This is a genomic window from Streptomyces sp. CA-251387 (genome assembly GCF_050936625.1).
Taxonomy (GTDB): Bacteria; Actinomycetota; Actinomycetes; order Streptomycetales; family Streptomycetaceae; genus Streptomyces.
In genome coordinates this window covers 9,132,514-9,150,834 of the sequence record NZ_JBNJMJ010000001.1, presented here as the reverse complement: position 1 = coordinate 9,150,834, position 18,321 = coordinate 9,132,514, and the positions used below count along the sequence as shown (strand labels likewise).

Genomic DNA, 18,321 nt, shown 5'->3' with positions numbered 1-18,321 from the left:
GCCGGACGAACTCACCGAAGCCGCCGCCGACCACTACCACTTGAACTACAGCAAGCACACCGCATCGAGCTTGTTCCGGGAGGTCCGCGCCCCCCGCGCGCTGCTCCGCGCCCGCCGGCGCCGACCTGGCGGCCGTCCAGACCGGCGGACGGGGCGACGTCACGCAGGGACGCCGAGCGGCGGGTGCTCGAGCACGCGGGGCTTGTACTCGACCAACTGGATGCGGCCGTCAAAAGTGCGGTGATCGATCATCTCGAGGACAATGTCCGGATAGCCGTCGTAGATGCGTTCTTCGCCCGTGGCCCCGGTGATCACCGGGAACATCACGACCCGGAAGCGGTCGACGAGTCCGGCTCGTAGCAGGGACCGGCACAGGCTGAGGCTGCCGATCGTACTGAGGAGCCCCGAGCCACTCGACTTCATGGCGCGGACCGCCTCGACGGCGTCGTCGCGCACGAGCGTGGAGTTGGCCCACGTCAGCGGCTCCTCGAGTGAGGAGGAGAACACCACCTTGGACGCTTGCGTGAGTTCGTCGACGGACGCCTCCTCTTCGGGCCTGAACTCGTCTTGGCCACTCGGGACCTCGCCTGCGGCGAAGCCCGACATCAGACGGTAGGTGTTCGCTCCCATCAGGTAGGTGGCCTCGGGCTGCTCGCCGAGCCATGCGAGGTACTCCGGGCCCTCGAGGCCCCAGAACCCGGGCCACCCCTCTCCCGATGCGTGGCCATCGAGGGAGGTGATGAAGTCGACGAGAAGCTCCGACATGGCGGTGTCCTACCTTTCAAGGGTGGTTGCTCTGGTCATTCGTAAGGTCGGAGGGCCCAGGGGCTTTGGGTATGGCTGCACGGCGGGCGCCTTTTGGATGGCTCAAAGGACTTGGCCGCCCGGGGCCCCGCGACGACTCGACCGCCAATTGGGAGACGCGACTCGATCGCTGCTGCAGGACAACGTCGGCGAGGTCGTCTGCGGGATCGAAGTGACGACGAGCTGGCGGAGGGACGTGCCCGAGATCTGGGCCGGGGTGGACATCGGCAAGGAGCATCACCACTGCGTGGTGATTAACGCGGACGGCGAGCGGCTGCTGTCCCGCCGGATCCTGAACGACGAGACCGAGCTGCTCCAGCTCATCGGCGACGTCCTGGAGATATCCGCCGACGTGCTGTGGGCCGTCGACCTCAACCATGGCGGTGCCGCCCTGCTGATTGACCTGCTCCTCAGCCACGGCCAGCCCATGGCCTACCTCACCGGCCTGGCCGTCCACCGGGGTTCGGCCACCTACAAGGGGAAGACCGATGCGAAGGACGCGTTCGTCATCGCCGACCAGGCCCGCGTCCGCCGTGACCTCGGCCTCCTGCGGCCCGGCGACGAGATCGCCGTCGACCTGCGCACCCTGACCACCCGGCGCCTGGACGTGGTGTTCGACCGCACTCGGCAGATCAACCGCCTTCGCGCTCAACTGCTGGAGATTTTCCCGGCGTTGGAGAGGTCGCTGGACCTGGTCAACAAGGGGCCCGTGATGCTGCTGACCGGCTACCAGACCCCTGCCGCGATCCGGCGAGCCGGCGCGAAGCGGATCGAGACTTGGCTGAAGAACTGCAAGATCCGCGGCGCCGCCGCACTCGCGAAGACGGCAGTGGAAGCCGCACAGGCCCAGCAGACCGCGCTGCCCGGCGAGAAGCTGGCCGCCGCCATGGTGGTCCGCCTCGCGAAGGGGCTGATGGCCCTTGATGAGGAGATCGCCGAGCTCCACGCCCTGATCGAGGCCAAGTTTCGCGAGCATCCGCACGCCGAAGTGATCCGCAGCCTGCCCGGCATGGGAGCGAAACTCGGCGCCGAGTTCATCGCCGCGACCGGCGGTGACATGGACGCCTTCGGCAGCCCCGACCGCCTGGCCGGCTTCGCCGGCCTGGCCCCAAGGCCCCGCGACTCCGGCCGCGTCAGCGGCAATCTGCGCAGACCCAAGCGCTACCACCGCGGACCGCTGCGAAGCATGTACCTCTCGGCGATGGTCAGCATCACCACCTGCCCCGCCTCCAAGGCGTACTACCAGCGGAAGAGAAGCGAAGGAAAGGGCCACAAGCAGGCTCTGCTCTCTCTCGCACGCCGCAGGCTCAACGTCCTGTGGGCGATGATTCGTGACGGACAGTGCTATCAAGGTTCACCTCCCGTCACGGCAGCGGCTTGACATCACGATTGGGAAGTCCTTTCCTAGGTGTCACCAGCTTGGACCGGCCCCGAGCCACAAACTCATCGGCCGCGCTGTGGAGCAACGAGAAAACCATGACGCTGCAACCGATCAGGTCGGCGGAGCAGCACCGCTTCGGAGGGCCCGGCGGCCGGTTCAAAGATGGGTTCTCAGAGGGCGTTCGAAGTGGGCAGATTGCCGTTAACGTTCTAGTACGTTCCACGCCAGGTGGGTGTCGTCTCGTCCGTTATGCGCTTGGCGAGGTTGTCGATCGAGGCGATGTGGATCATGGCTTCGGAGCTGGCGGTGAGGGTCTCGTAGTCGCGGGCGAGGCAGCGGCGCATCATGATCCAACCGATACTCCGCTCCACCACCCAGCGCCTTTCCACGACCTCGAAGCCGCGGGTCTCCGGATTCCGGTTGACGACCTCGACGTCGATTCCGAGGGTGGCTCCGTGCTCGACGACGGCATTCTTGAAGCCGGTGACCGACCCAACTCTTGGAGATGGTCGGGTACGTCTCCTTCGCCTGGTCGAGGAGGCGGATTCCCAGGGCGTTTTCCGACAGGCCGGCGGTGGTGACGGTCACGGCGAGGATGAGGCCGATCGTGTCGGTGAGGATGCCACGCTTCCGGCCGACGATCTTCTTCGCGGCATGGCGTAGACGGTGCCATGGTTCGGGAAGTCGTGCGGGAGGTATTTCCAGGGGATTCCGGTGCGGTTCACGTAGAGGATCGCGCTGAAGACGTCCCGTAAATCGACCTTGGCCGGCTGTCCGGTTGGTCTGCGGTCGAGTCGGGCCTTTCTCCATACCGTCAACGTCGGCTCGATCAGGGCCCGTCGGGCGTCGGACCGGTCGCTGGGGTACGGCTTCCGTTGGTTCACGGCGTAGCGTGATCATGGGCGAGGCGGAGGGTTCGGTTCCGCTGTTTATCGGGCGATTCCATGGCAGCTTCAAACCAGACGGACTTCCGATCACAGAAGCGAACGAGACGGACGGCCGAGCCTCCGCCCTGGAGAGCGCCATTCGGCACCTAGGGAACGAAAGCCCTCAAAGCATGGCAGGGGCGAGAGTCGCATATAGGGCTTGACCTGCATAAACGCCCTCTCAGAGGTCGTTTTCCTCTGCGGTGCAGTGTTATCTGTCGTTTTCCGCCTGCTGATGATCTGGTGCTGGGGAGTCTGCAGTGGCCGGGCCCTGGACTTCGCCCGGCCGCCCCAGCACGACCTGCGCGAGACCACGAACGCGATCCTGTATGTGGACCGCACCGGCTGCCAGTGGGCCTACCTCCCTCGGCATCGACCTCGAAATCGTCCAACGCGCCCCCGGGACCAGGGGATTCACCCCGATCCCGAAGCGGTGGACGGTCGAGCGAACCTACGGCTGGCTCATGCTTGCACCGGCGCCTGGCGCGCGACTACGAAACCCACCCGCACCGCTCCGAAGCCATCGGGAACCCACCGGGTTCACCGCACGACCCCCGGAGCGGCACCGCCCGATGGCTCATGGAGCCGACCGCGCGCAAAGCACCGTTCCCCGCGCCGACCTAGCGCGAGCCGCGGACTGTGCGGCGGTGGCGTTCACCGCCGCCGTCGCCCCAACGTGGCCGCTGGCCGGCGCCCTGTGCGCGGTGCCCGTTGGGCGACCTGAGCGGGGCCATTCCCCGCGAGCTGGCCGGAAAGCCCATCGACGTTGGCGGAACAGTGCAAGTCGGTGTCGATGCCGACTTGGCCGAGTAAGGAATGCGGCGGTAATCCGTCCGTCTTCTCCTCAGCCACCCGAGCCCTCTCCTTTCGCCTTCGCTGACCAGCCGCTTGGGCTGGCCTGGTTACCGTACGGGCCGCGGGCCGTCAGAGCTGCGGCCTGCTGGCGGGACTTGGCCTGTGCCCGGGAGCGAACGACGACCGGGTGCTGCACGGCTTCGCACCGACCCCGCCGCGCCGCCGACGGGCGTCTACGAGCGCGGCCAGGCGGCTGGGGTAGTCGGCGGCACAGGGATCTCATCCAGCCTCAGCCACTGCTCTCGGCCGTGCCCATCAGGCAGGCAAAACCGCATGTCCCGGGTGTCGTCCGCCTCGTGTGGAGCGTCCCCGACCGCCCGCAGCAGGGCCCGCAGCTTCGGGTAGGGGGCCTGCATCGCCCGTCCGTGTACGTCCTCGCCGCGCAGGGCGTCCAACGTGAGGGAAGCGAGGTTCATCCCGCCGCGCCGATGGCCGTCGGCGTGGGCCACCACTTCCGGGTGTTCCAGGATGGAGGCCAGCGCCTCGGCCCGGCGATCGTGTAGGTCAGCACCAGGTCCCCGCGTTGGAACACCACTTGGGCGCCCGGTTCCATCAGCCCGCCGCCGTGCGCCGAAGCCGTCGACAGGACCACCTTGTCGACCAACGGGCCCATGCCGACCTCGCGGACCGTGTCGAACTGGCCTGACGTCGTTGTAGAGCACGTACAGGATGCCCTGCAGGCACAACCGGTCATCCACCGGCTTCGGACCGGGTGCCTTCTGTGGCCAGGGCGGCAACAACGCCTCGATCAACGCCCAGAGGCCATCGTCCCCAATCCACGGTCGAACACTCACACTCTCCCAAACGGCCGAATCGTCACACCGGTCACGCCCGGTCCCGCTGCGGCAGCGGGACGCGCGTCTACAACAGCCAGGGCGATTCATCGGTGGCCGGGACGCCTTCCAAAGGAAGGCGATCGCGGTAGTGCTCCGACTCCAACCAGTCCTCCCTCACGAAAACCGACCGCGACATCTGCACGCCACCGACCTCCTGTGAGCGCAGAAGGACCAGTCGACGGAATGTACCGGGATCTCTCCGTCATCCAACAGCCCGAAGGTGCCTTCCGTCACGAAGACCTCGCGCCATGACCCGGTTCTGCGGCTCAGGGACCCGGAGGGCGTCGGCGACCTCGGCCGGGCTCATCCCGAACGCGTTCACGGATCCTCCTCCCGCTTCAGGCTGTCTTGCCGGCGGGCTTTGCCTTGGCCGGCCGCGATCCGAGCAGGCGCACCAGTTCCTCCTTGACTACGCCGCCGAGCACGGGAGTTGCTTGCTGTACACCCTCGATGACTCCCTCGCTCTGACCGATCTGGGGTTTGGAGCAGTGGATGTCCGATCGAGCCGAGAGCAGAGCCTCGTACGGCTGCCGCACGAGGCTCTGGCCCGCATGGCCGCCGTACGAGGAGCTGCGGCATGGTGAGAAGGTCCGCAGACCCTACGTCAGACCTTCCGGATCCGGTCGGCGATCTCCGGCCTTGCCGCGAACCCGGCCGCCTTGTACGTGGCGACGCCGCCGACGTTGGAGCTCGGCGTGCACACGCGCACGCTCGACGAGCCCATCTCCCGCAGGGCGGCCGCCCCGGCAACGGTGATCGCCCGGCCATAGCCGCGACCGCGGTGGTCCGCGTGGACCCCCATCGGCTCGACCAGCCCCGGCTTCCCCGGGCCGGCCGACCAGACCGTCACCACCGCCGCGGGGTTGCCCTGGTCGTCGTAAGCACCCAGGCAGCGGGCGTCGGCGTCAAACGGTGCCGCGGACATCTTGTGCCGGTACTCGCGCGTGGGCCTCGTGGTGTTGAACGCGGACCGCAGGACGTCGGCGAAGTCCTGTGCCTGCTCCAGGCCGATCTCCTTGATCCGCACGCCGGTGTCCTCCACCGCTTCGGCGAGGTCGCGGAAGAGCGGCGTCCACGGCTCGTCGACGCCCCAGCCCTCCTTGGTCAACAGGTCGTGGAGCAGCAGCCCCTGCGGCGCCTCGATGGACACCGCTCCTTCCGGCAGCACGCCACGCTCGGGCAGCGAGAAGTCCTCGACGAGCCGCCGCGCCAAGTCCTCGTCCTGGAAAGCGTCGGAAGCGACCGTCATCCGCACCAACGTCGGCGAATCCAGCATCCCGACAGCGAGGATCCGTCCGTCCCGGCTCCAGGTCCGGACCACCGCGGTCGTCTCGGCCGTTCCGAACCGGTAGTTCCAGCCGATGTCCCCGGGATGCAGCTGCATCGGCGTTTCGTCGTGCTGCCACTCCCGCAGCGCCGCAATGGCCTCGCGCACTCCGTCGGCCGTCGGCGTCCTCAGCACAATCGTCATGGCCCGGATCAGACACCCCGTCTCGGTGGCCTGCAACCGATTAACTGACCAGGCACTTCAAGGTGATGGTGGCGCGAGGTCGATGGCGAGTCCGGTCCCGGCGAGGAGCCATCGAGGGCGTCGGGGCGGTACTGGAGGCGCTTGAGTCGGTTGTGCACGAGCGCGGCGAGTCGGTCGAGGGCAACGCCGGCGAGGTTCGCGAGGCTGTGTTTCACGTGGGCCTACAGGTATTCGACCGCGTTCAGCTCGGGCGCGTAGGCGGGCAGGGTGAACACCGTCAGCCAGGCGCGTGTGTCGATCAGGGCGCTCATCTTGTGGGAAACGTGGGTGTTCAGGCGGTGCCACACGAGTACGATCGGCGCCTTGACCAGTTGGTGCACGCCGTCGACGAGGGCGGTGTAGTCGCGCTCGGACAAGCTGCGGCGCTCGCCCTTGCGTCCGGTTGGCGTCGCAGCCGATGGCACAGCCGGGTCCGCAAGCCCGGACGCATCGCGATCAGCGGCGACCAAGTACCGCCCGAAGCCGGGCCGTTCACCTCCACGACCGGGGTGATGCCGCGCCGTCCCCAGGTACGTCCGGTCGGCGACCTGTGTGTGAACCCCGCCTCGCCCTCGAAGCAGATCCAGCCGCCGCAGGCCGCCCAGGTGGTTCTACCTCCGTTCACGTCACCTCCTTCCAGGAGGTGACGGCCTCCTCGTCGCGTTCCGCGGCCCTGCGGGCCGGGACCTGCGGCGTGAACCCGATCCGGCGCATCAGCCTCGTCGCGCCCGAGACGCTGTAGGAGACGTGAGACTTCCTGCCGATCAGCGTCACCACCCCGGCCCCGGTCCCCACCTGGTCCTCGTCCCAGCCGGGCGCAGCCGGCCCTTGTTCCAGGTAGTCGGCCAGCTTTCCCGACAATGCGGCGACAGCTTGCAGCGCTGCCCGCTCGCGCCCAAGGGGGCCAACGCCTCGGCCCCGTCCTCCCGCCAAGCCTGCTACCCCTGGTACGCCGAATTCGAGCTGACCCGCAACCGGCGGGCGACCTCAGCGGTGGAACATCAGCCAGCCGTAGGTCCGTTCGACAGGCAGCCGGGACCAAGCCGTCGACCACACACTCGTGGTACGACGTCGTGGAGTCCTACCTGATCCAAAGCCGACCCGCCCAACATCAGGATGCTCTCCTGGTAAAGGCGACCGACGCCTACGGAGCTCAGGTACGCGCCCAGCCGGCCGACGACACCATCGTCATCGACCACGAGGACTCACTCGACGCCCAGACCGGCCGGGAGCGCGACATCCTGCGCCGGGCCGAACGCGGCGACTACTCCTGATCCACCGCCGCAAGCCTTCGGTTGGGGCGGATGAGTTGTGCATCTTCCCCAACCGAAGGAGCCTCCTGCGCTGGGGCCTACTGGTGGGTTGAACCAGGCAGGGCTTGCAAGGGCATCGCCCTACCGATTCCGTTCACCGTGACTGCCTCCGGGCTCGTTGCGGCCAACGCAGCGCCGCCCTGACCCGCCACCACAGCTTGCGCGGGCGCGAGGTTTCAGTGGAGTACCTGACCGGCAGCCATGCGTAATCGGGCACACGGACGAGCGGTCGGCCTTCGGGCGGATACCGATCAGGGGATCCCTGGGCCACTCGCCCTCCCACGGCCGATAGCTTGCGCAGGCATTGCGCAGCTCGTTCTCCGTGCGGGTCACACGGCTTGAACCGAAGCCGGCGACGCCCCACATCACAGGGTAGTGCTCAGTCACACCTGGTGTGACTGAGCACCTCACCACTGAGCGTCCGCGAAGCGGGCCCTGCATCGGGGGCGGTGGTGGGTTGTGGTGGTACTCGCGAACCCCCGTGTCCCAGGCCGTAGGTCCGTGGCCTGCTGTCAGTCGTCCCCGGCAACCGGCTCGGCCGGCTCGTGGTCCTGCATGCGCAAGCCGAGCGCGAGCGTCATGCTGCGGGCAGAGCCGCGAGCGCCTCGCGCAGCCGGGCGGCCAGATCGCCGCGGGTCAGGGCGCCGGGCTGCTGCATCCAACCGTCTATCGGGCCAGTGAGAACCACAAGTGTGGGTCTCCCTGGTCCGCGGCACTGCCACCACGATTCATACACACGGGACGTCACTCCGCGGGGTCTGTCAGCGCCGCCTCGAAGATATCGCCCCCTGCGCACAATCCGGCCAGGGCCCTCCTGATCGGTACTGCCGTAGATCCGCATGTCAACGCTGTCGCGGCACTCGCAGCGACAGCGACGCAGCGCGGCATGACGGCAGCCGCCCCTCCGACTTTCTCTTAGTGTGGGAAATGTGCACATAACCAGACGTTCCGGCGGATTCTTGGTCTCATGGTTCCGCCAGTTCACAGGACGGTGTTCACACCGGCGACGTGGGCGTCCGGGGTCCGGAGGCGAGCAGGAGACGCAGCACGAGCGTAACCACGGGCCCGGGGCCGCACCCTCGTCGACGGGAAGGCGCCTGCGCTCACGGCTGAGGTTGCGCACCGTGGCCCGTCAGGTGTTCGTCCTGCAGTTGACGGTCATCGTAATGCTCGTGGTTGTTGCCGTGCTGGCGCTCGTACTGCAAGCCAGGCACGAGAGCACGCAGGAGGCCCGCCAGCGCTCGCTCGCTGTCGCCGAGACCTTCGTGAAGTCCTCCCCGGCGGTTCGCGAGGCCCTGAAGTCCGACGACCCGACCGCGGTGCTGCAGCCGCGCGCCGAAGCGGCCCGGAAGCTGTCCCATGTCGACTACATCGTCGTGTTCACTCCGGCCGGGTACCGCATCACGCACCCCGATCCGGACCTGATCGGGAAACACGTCTTCGGCACGTACGAGGAGGGACTGGCCGGAAAGTCCCACACATCGACCTTCGAAGGAAGCCTGGGCCCCGCCGTGGATTCGACGGTCCCCGTCATCGACACCGACGGCAAGGTCATCGGACTGGTGTCCGTCGGGATCACTATCGAAAGCGTGAACGAGGTGGTGAAGCGCCAGCTGCCCATGGTGGTGGGCGCCGCCGCCGGGGTGCTCGCCCTCGCCGCGGGCGGGTCGGCACTGATCAGCCGGCGCCTGCGGCGTCAGACCCACGGCCTCGGCCCGGCCGAGATGACCCGGATGTACGAGCACCACGACGCGGTCCTGCACTCCGTCCGCGAGGGCGTGGTGATCGTCGGAGGTGACCGTCGGGTGCTGCTGGCCAACGACGAGGCGCAGCGGCTGCTCGATCTGCCTCCGGACGCCGAGGGGCGTCACATCAGCGAGCTCGGGCTGGAGCCACGCACCTCAGAGCTGCTGATCTCGGGCCGGGTCGCCACCGACGAAGTGCATCCAGCAGGGGACCGCCTGCTCGCGGTGAACCACCGGCCCACAGATCTGGACGGCGGGCCGCCAGGAGGCGTGGCGACGCTCCGCGACACCACCGAGCTGCAGGTGCTCTCGGGCCGGGTGGCGGTGGCGAAGGAACGGCTGCGGCTGCTGTACGACGCGAGCGTGGGCATCGGAAGGACGCTGGATGTGGAGCGCACGGCCCGGGAGCTCGCGGAAGTGACGGTACCGCGGTTCGCCGACTTCGGCGCGGTCGACCTGGCGGACCCAGTCTCGCACGGCGAGAAGCCACGCCCGGGCGCGGAGATGCGCAGAGCGGCCATCGGCGCCATCCGTGACGACCACCCCCTCTATCCGGAGGGTCAACTGATCCGATTCCGCCCCGCCACGCCGCAGGGCCGGAGCCTGGCGGGCGGCCAGGCGATTCTCGAGGCGGACCTGAACTCCGCCGACGTGTGGCGGAGCCAGGAGCCCGAGTGTGTCGCAAGACTCCTCGCCTACGGGATCCATTCGGTAATCACGGTTCCGCTGCGCGCACGAGGCGTGGTGCTGGGTCTGGTGAGTTTCTGGCGGTCGCAGCGGCCCGAGCCCTTCGAGGAGGACGATCTGACGCTGGCCGAGGAGATCGTCACGCGAGCCGCCGTCCACATCGACAATGCCCGCTGCTACATCCGCGAGCACACCACGGCAGTGACGCTGCAGCGCAGCCTGCTGCCCCGCTTCCTGCCCGAGCAGGACGCTCTCGATGTCGCGCACCGCTATCTGCCGGCGCCGTGGGTGGGCGGCGACTGGTTCGATGTCATCGCGCTGCCCGGCGCGCGCGTCGCGCTGGTAACGGGCGATGTCGTCGGCCACGGTGTGCACGCCGCGGCCACGATGGGCCGACTGCGGACCGCGGTCAACAACTTCTCCGCCCTCGACCTCTCCCCTGACGACCTCCTGGCGCACCTGGACGAGCTGGTCACAGAGATCGACCAGAGCCGGGAGGCTGACGAGGTGGAGATCACGGGTACGACCTGCCTGTACGCCATCTACGACCCGGTCTCCGGGAGGTGCACCGTGGCGCGGGCCGGTCACCCTCTGCCCGTCCTCGTCCGCCCCGACGGGCGGGTGGAGTTCCTCGAGTTGCCCGCCGGGCCACCCCTCGGTCTCGGCGGATTCCCCTTCGAGACCGCCGAATTCCGCCTGCCCGAGGGCAGCGGGCTGGCTCTCTACACCAACGGGCTCGTCCAGCATCGCAACCGCAGCATCGATGTCGGCCTCGATATCCTGAGCCGCACCCTCGCCCAGCCCGGCCGTACGCCGGAGGAGACCTGCGAGGCGGTCATCGACGCGCTACAGCCCGCCGACCCCAGCGACGACATCGTGCTCGTCGTCGCCCGCACGCGGATCCTGGACCCCGCCCAGGTCGCCGTCTGGGACGTACCACGCGACCCCGCGGCCGTCTCCCGCGTCCGCGCCGACGTCACCCGGCAGCTGGCGGAGTGGGAGCTGGAGGAGATCGCATTCACCACCGAGCTGATCCTCAGCGAACTGGTCACCAACGCCATCCGCTACGCCAGCGAGCCCATCCAGGTCCGGCTGCTGCGCAGCCGCAGCTTGATCTGCGAGGTCTCCGACGCCAGCAGCACCTCCCCGCACCTGCTGTATGCGGCCACGACGGACGAGGGTGGCCGGGGCCTTTTCCTGGTCGCCCAGGTCTCCGAGCGTTGGGGCACTCGGTACACGGTCGAGGGGAAGGTCATCTGGAGCGAGCAGCGGCTGTCCGACGGAGCAGAGGAAACGTCCCTCGCCGCGCTGGGCGACACGCTGATCGACCAACTCGCCCAAGGCGAGGGCCCGGACTGGTGACGACGGCAGTGCTGATGCCGACCAACTGGATGCCATGGACGCGAAGCGGCATCGTGCAGGCAGGGACCGGGAGACTCCGCTCCAACAGCTGGACCGGCGCTCGCAGCGTCCCCTTGGGCGGGCCCATCCAGGGCACAGCGCAGCGGACGAACCAACGGGCCGGTGAGAACTACCGAGCGTAGTTTCCCCTGGTCCTCAGTGGTCTGGAAATGACCCCGCTAGTGAACGCCACCCGCAGACCGGTCGGCGCACGCACATTGGGCCAGGCTGGAAACGGTTCAGCGACCGGTTCACTCCACTCGGTCATCAGTACTCGTTGCGGCGCCGCAGCCTGAACGGCCGGCCGTCGGGGTCGACGAAAAGGCGATGCAGAGGCGTGCACAGCGTCTCGGCCGTACCCGAAAGGCTCAGCGGGCGATAGGTGCGCAAACGCCCAGGTGGCCTGGGGCCGCGGCGGCCGTTGTCATGCCACGCGTCCAGTGCGGCAGCGCTCGCCGCGAAAGCCTCGAAGGCGTTCAAGGGATCACAGAGCCGGTCGGGCGCGTGCGGGGTCACGGGTGCTTCCAAGTCCAGGTGCTCGCGCGAGAGTTCCAGGCGCAGATCCCTGGCGAAGCTGCGCGCGCCGTCCCCGAGGCCGCCAGGGTCGCGCGGCTCGCGGGGATCCGTGGTCTCGTCCAGGACGGCACAGGTGAGTTCGGAGTCGTGGGTCCAGGAGCGGAGATTGATGTTGTCCGATCCGACCGAGGCCCACACATCGTCGATCACGCACACCTTGGCGTGGACATACACCGGTGTCCCGGCATGGTTCTCCAGCCCGTACACCGCGACGCGCCCACCGCCGGCTCGGCGCAGACTGTCCAGGGCCGTGATCCTGCCGATCATATTCATCGGCAGTGTGAGCCGGCCGTCCTGTTCGGGCACGGAGGGGATGACCGCGGTCAGGCGTAGGCCGGGGTTGGCGGTCAGTGCCTCGGCGAAGCACTCCACCACGTGCGGAGACCACAGGTACTGGTCCTCGAGATAGATCAGGGCCCGGGCCCGCCGCAACGCCTTGCGGTAGCCGCGGGCGATACTGCGCTCGCCGTCGGGGGCGAAGTCGTAACCGCGCAGCAGCCGGTTGGGGTAGGTGCGCAGGATCTGGAGGGTGTGTGTGCCGCAGGGCGCCGGGTCCGGTGCCTGGGGTGGTAGCGGGTCGGCACGTATGTCCTCGCCGTGAACGAGTTCCCGCAGGCGGACGAGCGGGCTGCGGGTGAGCGGCGCGGGGTCGTCCCAGCGTTCGCGGAAGCAGGCCTCGATGTCGCCGACGGCCGGTCCGCGTATCGCGAGCTGGATGTCATGCCACGGCGGGTGCGGTCCGTACGCGGCGGCGATGGGCAGTGACTGCAGATCCCCCTGATGCGTCGCGTCGTCGTGGCGGTTGTGGCACAGGTCGGTACCGCCCACGAACGCGATGTCAAGCTCCGGGCGGTCGGCATGCCGGAGCACGACGAGCTTTTGGTGGTGCGAGCCGCCGGGGCGTACCCGCATGTCCAGCAGGCACTCGCCGCCCGCCGCTTCGACCTCCTCGCCCAGGTGGCGGTTCTCCGCCTCACTGAACTGGAAGCGGTCCAGGTGGGAGCGCCAGAGCAGCCCTTTGACGATCACTCCGCGCTCCGCTGCCTCGGCCAGGACGGTGCCGATTTCACTCCCGGGGCCGTCAAGGCGCTCGTCGGGGTCGCCCCGCCAGTCGGTGAACAGGAGCAGGTCTCCGGCGCGCTGCGCCCGGATCGCCCGCAGGAGTGCCGGGAAGTACGTCGCGCCGTGGATGAGGGGCCGTACCAGGTTCCCGTCCGACCAAGCCACCCCATCCGATCGGCGGCTGTCCAGCCGTGTGGCGCTGTTGCCGCGTTCACCCGAGGTCAGCAGCCAGTCGGTGAGTTCCACAGCTCAGATCCTCCTGCCAACACCCACGTGTACCCAGATCCTGCGCCCTCACCACGAACAGACCCACGTCCACGGCACGGGCGTACCACAGCGCGGAGGGTGATGCGGGGCAGGCCGGTTCGAGGCCTCGCGCCGCCTCACCGCCTACTCGCCGTACCCGATCGGTCTCGCCGCGGCGTCCTCGGCCAGGTCAGAGGCCGACCTGGGCCAAAGGCGCCGCACGCATGACCGAGCCCGCCTCAGCCACTACCGCCGCCGCGGCCAACGACCCCCGCAACTGGGGCTGCGGTATTTAGGCCCCAGCTTCTCTCGCTCCATGGCAGCTCCAGCCCGAAGCCGCTCCACGCCAACCGCGCGTTACGGTGCAGTTCACACGTGGCAGGGGGCGACAGGGGTGATCATGAACGACGAGACGATCAAGGTGGGTGACATCTTGCGTGTCAGCTGTGCCTTCACCCCTACACGGGTGGTCAAGGTCTCGGACTGGGACGTGTCCATCGTCTGGCCATGGGAGCAGATCGATCCTGACTCTGAAATCCAGTGGAACGGACAGTACGCCATACCGCGCAAGCAAGGCTCCTTCGAGTCTCGGATCAGCCTCTTCCAGACCGATCCTGCCCCCTGGACGCTATCTGCGGGCGACAGCTGCGGCGTGGGTATCCCAGAGCAGTTGGTACGGGTGATCGACATCGGGTATTGCGGTCCGCCTCAAGACGTTGGGTGGCTGCCGCGTCCGCACACGATGTTGATCGTGCTACCCGTCGGTTACGAGGACCCTCAAGGTCTCGCTGAGGGCGACACAATCTCCATACCATCCGTGGCGCCGGTCAGGTTCGAGCTTGTGTAGCAGCGAACTTGCCCCAGCGGGTTAACAGGCGTGCCCGATCGGTCGGGTAGTCGTGGATCACAGCAACTGCGGCTGCAGCACTAACGGGCAGCCCAGGAGTGAGCCTTTGTCTCCCGTCTCCGGTTCAGGTAGCGGCGCGCGACCGGCACCGCCAAAGGGCATTGGGCGGCCGACCCGGGAGCGTCTTCTCGCGGTTGCGGCCCGCCGGTTCTACGCCGACGGTCGTGGCTGCGACCCCCATCGGCACGATCACCGCCGACGCGGGCGTGGCGAAAATGAGCCTGTACAGAACTTCTCTCCAAGGCCGGTCTGGTCCGGCCTGCCCGCCGAGCCCGAAGTCGCCCGGGTGCCGGCGATCTCCTCCTCGGCGGGGGCAACGACTCCCGTCGCCTCGCCTCTGGAGGCGCGTCCCTCGCCCCTGGAGGCGCGTTCGGCGGCGCACGATGCCACGCGGTGGCGGCGGGCGCGCCGAGCGGGACCAGGTCGTAGGGCTCCTGCGTGACGGCACCCAGGGCGTGAGTGAACCCGCGCAGTGCCACCAGCATCTTGGCCGCTACTTGGGAGTCGAGAGTCGCGGTGTAGAGGACGACACGGGCGCCTGTCGGGCATCCCGACGACGCCCTGCGGGCCGGTCCGGGGGTTGGGGTGGTGGAGTGGTTCATGCCCTCGGCAATACACCTGTCGCGCCGATCGCCTCACTCGCCTCCGAGCCTCCCCTTCCAGCCGGGTGCCCGCACCGTCAGCGCGGCGGCATGGCACCCTCAGGGGCACCCACTCATGACGCTGCGCAGCAGGTCGACGAGGGGCTGCACCGGTACGGTCGGGTCGAACGCGCGCTGGACGCCGAGCCCGATGCCGAGGCTGAGCAGGGTCAGGGCGGCGGTGTCGGCGGGCAGGGCAGGTGTGATGCCGAGTTCCTCCGCCTGCGCCCGGATCAGGTCCGCGAGCGCGCCGGTGACGGTGCGCCGACGGTGGGCGAGCTGCTCGCTCACCTGCTTGTCGCGGCGGTTGGCGGTGGCGAACTCGACTTCCAGCGAGGTCCACGAGCTGTCGCCGATGGTCTCGTCGGCCCAGCGGGCGAATCCCGCGAGCCGGTCCTCGAAGTGGGGCGCGTCGCCCATGGCGGCGGTCAACTGTGTCACCTGTTCCGCGGCGATGCGGTCGAGCACGGCCAGGCACAGCTCGTTCTTGGTGGCGAAGTTGGAGTACACCGCCCCCTTCGAGTAGCCCGCCGTCTCGGCGACACGCTCCATTGAGGTTGCCGTGAAGCCGGCGTCCAGGAAGAGCGCGTACGCGGTGTCGAGGATGTGTTCGCGGGTGCGGGCCTGGCTCTCGGCCCGGGTGAGTCTTGCCACCCTCGCAGGATACCGCTAGCTTTCGGATTCCATTGGAATTCCAATACCGGGAGAATCTATGGCGGGGCGTCAGCGACGCGGGCTGGTCGTCGGGTGCGGCGGGACCCTCGGCTTCGCATGGGCGGTTGCCGCGCTGGCCGCAGTGGAGGAGCAACTCGACTGGGATGCCCGCACAGCAGAGGTGCTGGTGGGGACGTCGGCCGGGGCGGAGGTCGTGTCCGTGCTCGGGTCCGGCCGGTCGGTCTCCGACCTGCTCGCGGCGCTGCAGGGCGGGTCCGACGCCGACCCGCTGCTCCTGCGGCACGTCGGCGCGCACCCGGGCGCCCTGCCACCGGTTCCGTGGCCGGGACTACCGGGCGCCGGGCTGACGGCGGCGGCAGCCCGCGGTCGTGTCCCGCTCGGGTCGGGTCTGCTCGGCCTCCTGCCCCGCGGCCGGGGAAATGCGGGGTGGCTGCGGGGCTTCGGCGCCGCGCTGGCGGACGGCCACACGTGGCTCGCCTCGTCACATACGTGGCTGGTGGCGGCCGAGACGCGCACCGGCAGACGGGTCCCGTTCGGTTCGCCCGATGCCCCCGTCGCCGACATCGGCAGCGCGATCGCCGCCTCGTGGGCGATCCCGGGCTGGTTCCCTCCCGTGCGGATCGGCGGGCGCACCTACCTCGACGGCGGGGTGTTGTCGCCGACTTCGGCAGACCTCGTTGCCCCGCTCGGCCTGGACGAGGTGGTGATCGTCGCCCCGATGACGACGTCCGGGGGCGCGCCCGCCAGCGGACTGAGCCGCCTCGAACGCGTCGCCAGGCGCTGGATGACCCGAACCCTCGACGCGGAGGAAGACCTGCTTCGGGCAGCGGGGACCCGCGTCGTCCGGATCGAGCCCGGCGCCGAGGAACTGGCCGTCATGGGCTTCAACTTCATGGACGTCGCCCGCCGCCCGGCCACCCTCGACGTCTCCCTGCGTACCGCACCCGACCGTGTCCGGCGAGCCATCGACAGGAGCACCACGACATGAGCGCCCATTTCGAGGTCATCGTCATCGGCGCCGGCATCTCCGGGGTCGGCGCGGGGGTCCGGTTGCGCGAGGCCGGGATCCGGGACTTTCTGATCATCGAAGCCGCCGACGGCTTCGGCGGCACATGGCGGGCCAACACCTATCCGGGCTGCCAGTGCGATGTGCCGTCCCGGCTCTACAGCTACTCGTTCGCGCCGAATCCGGACTGGACGAGGGTGTACGCGCATCAGCCGGAGATCCTCGCCTACGTGAATGGGGTCGCCGACCGGCACCGGCTGCGCGAGCACACCCGGTTCGGCGTGCGCATGACCGAGGCGCACTGGCAGCCGGACGCGGCACGGTGGCGGATCAGCACCGATGGCGGCGAGTTCACCGCCCGCTTCCTGATCGCCGGTGCCGGGCCGTGGAACGAGCCACTCGTCCCCGATATCCCGGGCCTTGCGGGGTTTCCCGGCGAGGTGTTCCACTCCGCGCGCTGGAACCACGACTACGACCTGCGCGGCAAGCGGGTCGCGGTGCTCGGCACCGGGGCATCGGCCGTGCAGTTCGTCCCGGCCATCGCCCCGCAGGTCGACCGGCTCCACCTGTTCCAGCGCACTGCCCAGTGGGTGCTGCCCAAGCCGGACCATCGCATACCGAAGGCCGAGCGGTGGGCGATGCGGCACATGCCCGGCGCCCGGGCCGCACTGGCCGCGGTGGAGTACCGGGCCATGGAGCTGCTGGGCCGCGGATTCCGCAGGCCTTCGCTGCTGCGCGGCGTACAGGCCGTGGCACGCGCCCACCTGCGCGCCACCGTCCGCGACCGTGAACTGCGCCGCAAGCTGACCCCCGACTACACCATCGGCTGCAAGCGCATCCTGTTCTCCAACCACTACTACCCTGCCCTGACCCGCCCGAATGTGGACGTGCACGCCTGCGCCGTCCGCACGGTCGACGGCCCCGCCGTGCTCGGCGCCGACGGCAGCAGCGCCGAAGTGGACGCGATCATCCTCGGCACGGGCTTTCACATCCTCGACATGCCCCTGTCGAGCCTCATCCACGACGGCGCCGGACGGTCCCTCGCCGACCACTGGCAGGGCTCCCCCGAGGCATACCTCGGCACCGTCACCGCCGGGTTCCCCAACACGTTTTTGCTTCTCGGTCCCGGCCTGGGCACCGGACACAGCTCCGCGTTCACCATCCTCGAAGCCCAGCTCGATCTCGCCTTGGGCGTGATCCGCTCAGCACGCGCCGAGGGGTGGGCGTCGGTCGAGGTACGCCGCGACGTGCAGAGCGCGTACAACACCGAGTTGCAGGCCGCCCTCGCGGGCACCGTCTACAACACCGGCGGATGCCGGAGCTACTACCTCGACGCCAACGGCCGCAACAGCTTCAGCTGGCCCTGGTCCACCGACCGACTCCGCACACAGGTGGCACGCTTCGACGCCCGCGACTTCGCCGTCGTCCACCCCACCGACCGGCAGGCGCTCAGCCCATGAGATTCCCCGCGGTCGACATGCGCGGGCGTCGGCATCGCCGTGCCCGGCGCCACACGCGGCATCGGACTCGCCACCGCGAAGCCGTACGCCTCGCAGGGCGCCCATTCTTCTCCGCATAGGCAGTGAGATCGGCAGAGAGCTCTGAGGCAGGCCGCCCTGTCAGCCGGATCCCGTCAAAAGTGACCTGGGGGCCAGTCAAGGCGTCGACAGCGATGAGCAGGACGAGCACGTGCCACAGCCGTCGCATGCGCAGCCGTGTACTCTCCATCGCTTCGGGTAGGCCCTTGCAC

The 18,321-nt window shown here is 68.9% G+C and carries 12 protein-coding genes and 4 pseudogenes; 8 read left to right on the top strand and 8 right to left on the bottom strand.

Features of this window, described 5'->3' with window-relative positions:
- Positions 1 to 159 precede the first annotated feature (159 nt).
- Positions 160 to 765: a dihydrofolate reductase family protein gene (locus ACQEV2_RS40855; RefSeq protein WP_433053789.1), complete on the bottom strand. Its 606-nt coding sequence runs from the start codon at positions 763 to 765 to the stop codon at positions 160 to 162.
- Positions 766 to 1,000: 235 nt separating this feature from the next.
- Here ACQEV2_RS40855 and ACQEV2_RS40850 point away from each other — a divergent pair, with 235 nt between their 5' ends.
- Positions 1,001 to 2,185, top strand: coding sequence for an IS110 family transposase (locus tag ACQEV2_RS40850; protein WP_433055187.1), 1,185 nt, complete (start codon positions 1,001 to 1,003; stop codon positions 2,183 to 2,185).
- Between the two features lie 209 nt (positions 2,186 to 2,394).
- On the opposite strand, the pseudogene ACQEV2_RS40845 reads toward ACQEV2_RS40850, so the two are convergent.
- Both ACQEV2_RS40845 and ACQEV2_RS40840 read right to left on the bottom strand, forming a co-directional pair.
- Positions 2,395 to 2,652, bottom strand: a pseudogene (locus tag ACQEV2_RS40845) (transposase); the annotation flags it as partial.
- 117 nt (positions 2,653 to 2,769) lie between these two features.
- Positions 2,770 to 3,069, bottom strand: a complete 300-nt coding sequence (locus tag ACQEV2_RS40840) for a transposase (RefSeq protein WP_433053786.1) — start codon at positions 3,067 to 3,069, stop codon at positions 2,770 to 2,772.
- 277 nt (positions 3,070 to 3,346) lie between these two features.
- Here ACQEV2_RS40840 and ACQEV2_RS40835 point away from each other — a divergent pair.
- Both ACQEV2_RS40835 and ACQEV2_RS40830 read left to right on the top strand, forming a co-directional pair.
- Positions 3,347 to 3,445 (top strand): annotated as a pseudogene (locus ACQEV2_RS40835) (hypothetical protein); the annotation flags it as partial.
- 28 nt (positions 3,446 to 3,473) lie between these two features.
- Positions 3,474 to 3,735 (top strand): annotated as a pseudogene (locus ACQEV2_RS40830) (hypothetical protein); the annotation flags it as partial.
- A 643-nt stretch (positions 3,736 to 4,378) separates the two neighbouring features.
- Here the strand turns inward: ACQEV2_RS40830 and ACQEV2_RS40825 are convergent.
- From ACQEV2_RS40825 to ACQEV2_RS40815, 3 genes and pseudogenes are all read right to left on the bottom strand, one after another.
- Positions 4,379 to 4,579: a hypothetical protein gene (locus ACQEV2_RS40825; RefSeq protein ID WP_433053783.1), complete on the bottom strand. Its 201-nt coding sequence runs from the start codon at positions 4,577 to 4,579 to the stop codon at positions 4,379 to 4,381.
- An 827-nt stretch (positions 4,580 to 5,406) separates the two neighbouring features.
- Positions 5,407 to 6,273 (bottom strand): GNAT family N-acetyltransferase, encoded by an 867-nt coding sequence (locus ACQEV2_RS40820; protein WP_433053781.1) that lies wholly within the window; start codon positions 6,271 to 6,273, stop codon positions 5,407 to 5,409.
- Between the two features lie 57 nt (positions 6,274 to 6,330).
- Positions 6,331 to 7,304, bottom strand: a pseudogene (locus ACQEV2_RS40815) (winged helix-turn-helix domain-containing protein); the annotation flags it as partial.
- A gap of 81 nt (positions 7,305 to 7,385) precedes the next feature.
- Between ACQEV2_RS40815 and ACQEV2_RS40810 the strand changes: the two are divergent.
- Positions 7,386 to 7,586 (top strand): hypothetical protein, encoded by a 201-nt coding sequence (locus ACQEV2_RS40810; RefSeq protein WP_433053779.1) that lies wholly within the window; start codon positions 7,386 to 7,388, stop codon positions 7,584 to 7,586.
- Between the two features lie 1,163 nt (positions 7,587 to 8,749).
- Positions 8,750 to 11,419 carry a SpoIIE family protein phosphatase gene (locus tag ACQEV2_RS40805; RefSeq protein ID WP_433053776.1) on the top strand — a complete coding sequence of 890 codons (2,670 nt, stop codon included), beginning with the start codon at positions 8,750 to 8,752 and terminating at the stop codon, positions 11,417 to 11,419.
- Between the two features lie 306 nt (positions 11,420 to 11,725).
- On the opposite strand, the gene ACQEV2_RS40800 is transcribed toward ACQEV2_RS40805, so the two are convergent.
- Positions 11,726 to 13,342 carry a phospholipase D family protein gene (locus tag ACQEV2_RS40800; RefSeq protein ID WP_433053774.1) on the bottom strand — a complete coding sequence of 539 codons (1,617 nt, stop codon included), beginning with the start codon at positions 13,340 to 13,342 and terminating at the stop codon, positions 11,726 to 11,728.
- Positions 13,343 to 13,742: 400 nt separating this feature from the next.
- On the opposite strand from ACQEV2_RS40800, the gene ACQEV2_RS40795 reads away from it, so the two are divergent.
- Positions 13,743 to 14,189 carry a hypothetical protein gene (locus tag ACQEV2_RS40795; RefSeq protein WP_433053771.1) on the top strand — a complete coding sequence of 149 codons (447 nt, stop codon included), beginning with the start codon at positions 13,743 to 13,745 and terminating at the stop codon, positions 14,187 to 14,189.
- A 761-nt stretch (positions 14,190 to 14,950) separates the two neighbouring features.
- Here ACQEV2_RS40795 and ACQEV2_RS40790 read toward each other — a convergent pair.
- Positions 14,951 to 15,544 carry a TetR/AcrR family transcriptional regulator gene (locus ACQEV2_RS40790; protein WP_433053769.1) on the bottom strand — a complete coding sequence of 198 codons (594 nt, stop codon included), beginning with the start codon at positions 15,542 to 15,544 and terminating at the stop codon, positions 14,951 to 14,953.
- A 58-nt stretch (positions 15,545 to 15,602) separates the two neighbouring features.
- On the opposite strand from ACQEV2_RS40790, the gene ACQEV2_RS40785 reads away from it, so the two are divergent.
- Both ACQEV2_RS40785 and ACQEV2_RS40780 read left to right on the top strand, forming a co-directional pair.
- Positions 15,603 to 16,553, top strand: a complete 951-nt coding sequence (locus ACQEV2_RS40785) for a patatin-like phospholipase family protein (RefSeq protein ID WP_433053766.1) — start codon at positions 15,603 to 15,605, stop codon at positions 16,551 to 16,553.
- The gene (locus ACQEV2_RS40780) at positions 16,550 to 18,031 is read left to right on the top strand and encodes a flavin-containing monooxygenase (RefSeq protein ID WP_433053763.1); all 1,482 of its coding nucleotides are present in this window, start codon (positions 16,550 to 16,552) and stop codon (positions 18,029 to 18,031) included. The genes ACQEV2_RS40785 and ACQEV2_RS40780 overlap by 4 nt, the downstream gene beginning before the upstream one ends.
- Positions 18,032 to 18,321: the final 290 nt, after the last annotated feature.

Bases quoted from the DNA above. Each gene is read 5' to 3' on its own strand.
- ACQEV2_RS40855 (WP_433053789.1), bottom strand. From the start codon at position 765: ATGTCGGAGCTTCTCGTCGACTTCATCACCTCCCTCGATGGCCACGCA.
- ACQEV2_RS40825 (WP_433053783.1), bottom strand. From the start codon at position 4,579: ATGGGCCCGTTGGTCGACAAGGTGGTCCTGTCGACGGCTTCGGCGCAC.
- ACQEV2_RS40820 (WP_433053781.1), bottom strand. From the start codon at position 6,273: ATGACGATTGTGCTGAGGACGCCGACGGCCGACGGAGTGCGCGAGGCC.
- ACQEV2_RS40795 (WP_433053771.1), top strand. From the start codon at position 13,743: ATGAACGACGAGACGATCAAGGTGGGTGACATCTTGCGTGTCAGCTGT.
- ACQEV2_RS40785 (WP_433053766.1), top strand. From the start codon at position 15,603: ATGGCGGGGCGTCAGCGACGCGGGCTGGTCGTCGGGTGCGGCGGGACC.
- ACQEV2_RS40780 (WP_433053763.1), top strand. From the start codon at position 16,550: ATGAGCGCCCATTTCGAGGTCATCGTCATCGGCGCCGGCATCTCCGGG.